A 2,710-nucleotide genomic window follows, 5' to 3' on the forward strand; every position below is an offset into this window, starting at 1 on the left:
CGCAGAGCGTGCTGAGCCTGCTCCAGGGCTAAGCACGGACACACCGCAACGCACCACGGGGCCCCTCCGCAAGGAGGGGCCTTTTTTTTGACGCCCTGGATGCGGCACAGGATTTGCATGGCAACGGGGAGCCGTCGCAACGCGCAGGCGCCGCTCAAGAAGCGCTCCCGCGCGCCGATACTCCCCTCAGCCGCTGGCGCACCGCGTGCCGGCCACCTCAAGGACCGCCACCATGTCCACCACTGGAATCGGCTCAGGCCTGGACATTCCCAGCTTCGTCGCCAAACTGGTGGCGAAGGAACGCCAGCCGCAGGAAGACCGGATCAACCGCGACGGTACCGCTTCCAGCGCGCAACTGTCGTCCTTGAGCACGATCAAGAGCGCGCTGTCCAACCTGCAGACGGCGATGAGCACGGTGTCCGACAGCGCCGACAAGGGCGCCTACAAGGCGACCATCGACGACGGCGCCGGCTATACCGCCACCGTGACCTCCAGCGCCAACGCCGGCAAATACGGCATCGAGGTGGTGAAACTGGCGCAGTCGCAGAAACTGACCTCGTCGGCCTACGCCAGCGGCGCCGTCGTCGGTGGCGGCACCCTGACCATCGCCTATGGCAGCACCACGCTCAACATCAACGTCGATGCCGGCAGCAAGCTCAGCGACGTGGCCGCCTTCATCAACAAGGCCGCCAACGGTGCCGGCGTGACCGCCAGCGTGGTCACCGCCGACGATGGCGACCATCTGGTGCTCAACGCGGTCGACACCGGCACCAAGGGCGCCCTGACCATCACCACGTCCGGTGGCGACGGCGGCCTGGCCAAGCTCACCTACCCGCCCGGCAACAACGGCGGGCTGACCCAGACCATCGCTGCCGCCGATGCGGTGGTGAAAGTGGACGGCTTCCAGCGCACCTCCAGCAGCAACACCATCGCCGATCTGGTACCCGGCGTGGCGATCAATCTCACCAAGGCGGTGGCCGGCACCAGCTTCAATCTCAACATCACCAACGACAACACCCCGCTGAAGGCCAATCTGACTGCCCTGGTCAGCGCCTACAACTCCGCCAACAGCGTGCTCAAGTCGTCCAGCGCCTACGACGCCACCAACAAGAAGGCCTCGCCGATGACCGGCGATGCGATGGTGCGCGGCCTGCAGCAGTCGCTGCGCCGGCTGGTCAGCGACAACGTGAGCGGCCTGATGGCGATGGGCGTGACCATCGACAAGGACGGGGTGATGAGCTTCGACAGCGCCAAGTTCGACACCGCGGCGGCCGCCGATCCGTCGGCGGCCAAGACCCTGCTCGGCAACAACGGCAGTTTCGGTACCGGCATGAGCACGCTGCTGAAGAGCAACCTGGACAGCACCAGCGGCACCCTGACCCAGCGCACCAACTCGCTCAACAAGCACATCTCCGACCTGACCGACCAGCTCAGCGATCTCGACAAGCGCATGCAGACCCTGACCGATCAGTACACCGCACGCTTCACCGCAATGAACCAGTTGGTCACCCAGATGCAGAGCGTGAGCGACAGCCTGACCAAGCAGTTCAGCTGACGCGCGCGGCCGCGCGGCTCAAGTCGAGACGCGTGGCGGCCGATAGAAAGAGTATCGACAGTCATTACGGATTGGCCGCAGCAACCGCAGCGTCGCCGCTCACCGGCGCGGCGCGGAGGCCAGCCGATCCACCCGAGGAGTTTTCCATGTACGGTTCCAGCCGCCAGTACGCCGAGCAATATCGCAAGATGGGCATTTCCACCAGCGTCACCGATGCCGATCCGCACAAGCTGGTCGCCATGCTGTTCGCCGGCGCCTGCCAGCGCATCCGCCAGGCCCAGGCCTGCCTCGCGCAGGGCGACCAGGCACGCAAGGGCAAGGCGATCGGCGAGGCCTGCGCCATCGTCGGCCATCTCAACGGCTCGCTCGACCACGAGGCCGGCGGCGAGATCGCCGGCAATCTGTCGGCGCTCTACGACTACGTGATGCACCGGCTGACCGAAGCCAACCTGCACAACGACGACGCCGCGCTGACCGAAGCGCTGGAACTGCTCAGCGAGATCGACGCGGCCTGGGCCGCCATTCCCGCGCAGCAGCGCGAACTGGCCACGGCGAACGCGTCGTGAGCATCGCGCTCGCCGACCTGCACAACGACCTGCACGAACTGCGCGAGATCCTGCGCGGCGAGGATTACGCGCTGGCCCAGGCCATGGTCACCGACCACGCAAGGCGCCTGCAGGCGTATCTGCAGCAGGACGGCGCCGACCGCTCGCGCGAGGCGCTGAAGCCACTGCTCGCCTTGCAGCAGGCGGTGACCGCGCAGATGCGCATGGAGCGCGACCACGCCGCGGCCTGGCTGCGCGCCAGCCGCCAGTCCAGCCATGCCGCGCGGAGCTATTCGCAGGCCGGACTGCTGGGATGAACGCCGGCCCGGACGGCGCGGCGCAGCACCCGGCCGACGCCGAACTGTTCCACGACACCCTCAGTTGCGCGCTGGCGCTGCCGGCGGATTTCCGCCTGGGCAACGGCGCCGGCCGGCTGGCTGCCGGCGAGGCGCTGTTGCGCAGCCTGGCGCAGATCGAGGATCTGCGCGGCGAGGACGGCAGCGACGACCGCAGCGAGTCCACCGCGCAGACCCAGCGGATGGAGGCCAAGCTCGACCTGATGCTGGTGCTGCTGGGCCGGCTGGCCCGCCAGCACGAGGATGCCCTGCCA

Annotated in this window: 4 protein-coding genes; all 4 read left to right on the forward strand. The window is 67.7% G+C overall.

Annotated elements, in window-relative coordinates; genetic code table 11:
• The first annotated feature begins 232 nt into the window (after window positions 1–232).
• Window positions 233–1,555, forward strand: coding sequence for a flagellar filament capping protein FliD (gene fliD, locus D180_RS19150; protein ID WP_043091362.1), 1,323 nt, complete (start codon window positions 233–235; stop codon window positions 1,553–1,555).
• A 146-nt stretch (window positions 1,556–1,701) separates the two neighbouring features.
• Window positions 1,702–2,121 (forward strand): flagellar export chaperone FliS, encoded by a 420-nt coding sequence (fliS, locus tag D180_RS19155; RefSeq protein ID WP_010341674.1) that lies wholly within the window; start codon window positions 1,702–1,704, stop codon window positions 2,119–2,121.
• Window positions 2,118–2,417, forward strand: a complete 300-nt coding sequence (locus tag D180_RS19160) for a hypothetical protein (RefSeq protein WP_010341673.1) — start codon at window positions 2,118–2,120, stop codon at window positions 2,415–2,417. The genes fliS and D180_RS19160 overlap by 4 nt, the downstream gene beginning before the upstream one ends.
• On the forward strand, window positions 2,414–2,710 hold a 297-nt coding region (locus D180_RS19165), incomplete at its 3' end, for a PilZ domain-containing protein (RefSeq protein ID WP_017914044.1). The genes D180_RS19160 and D180_RS19165, both read left to right, overlap by 4 nt.

Source organism: Xanthomonas sp. SHU 166 (genome assembly GCF_000364685.1).
In the GTDB taxonomy this organism is placed as follows: Bacteria; Pseudomonadota; Gammaproteobacteria; order Xanthomonadales; family Xanthomonadaceae; genus Xanthomonas_A; species Xanthomonas_A sontii.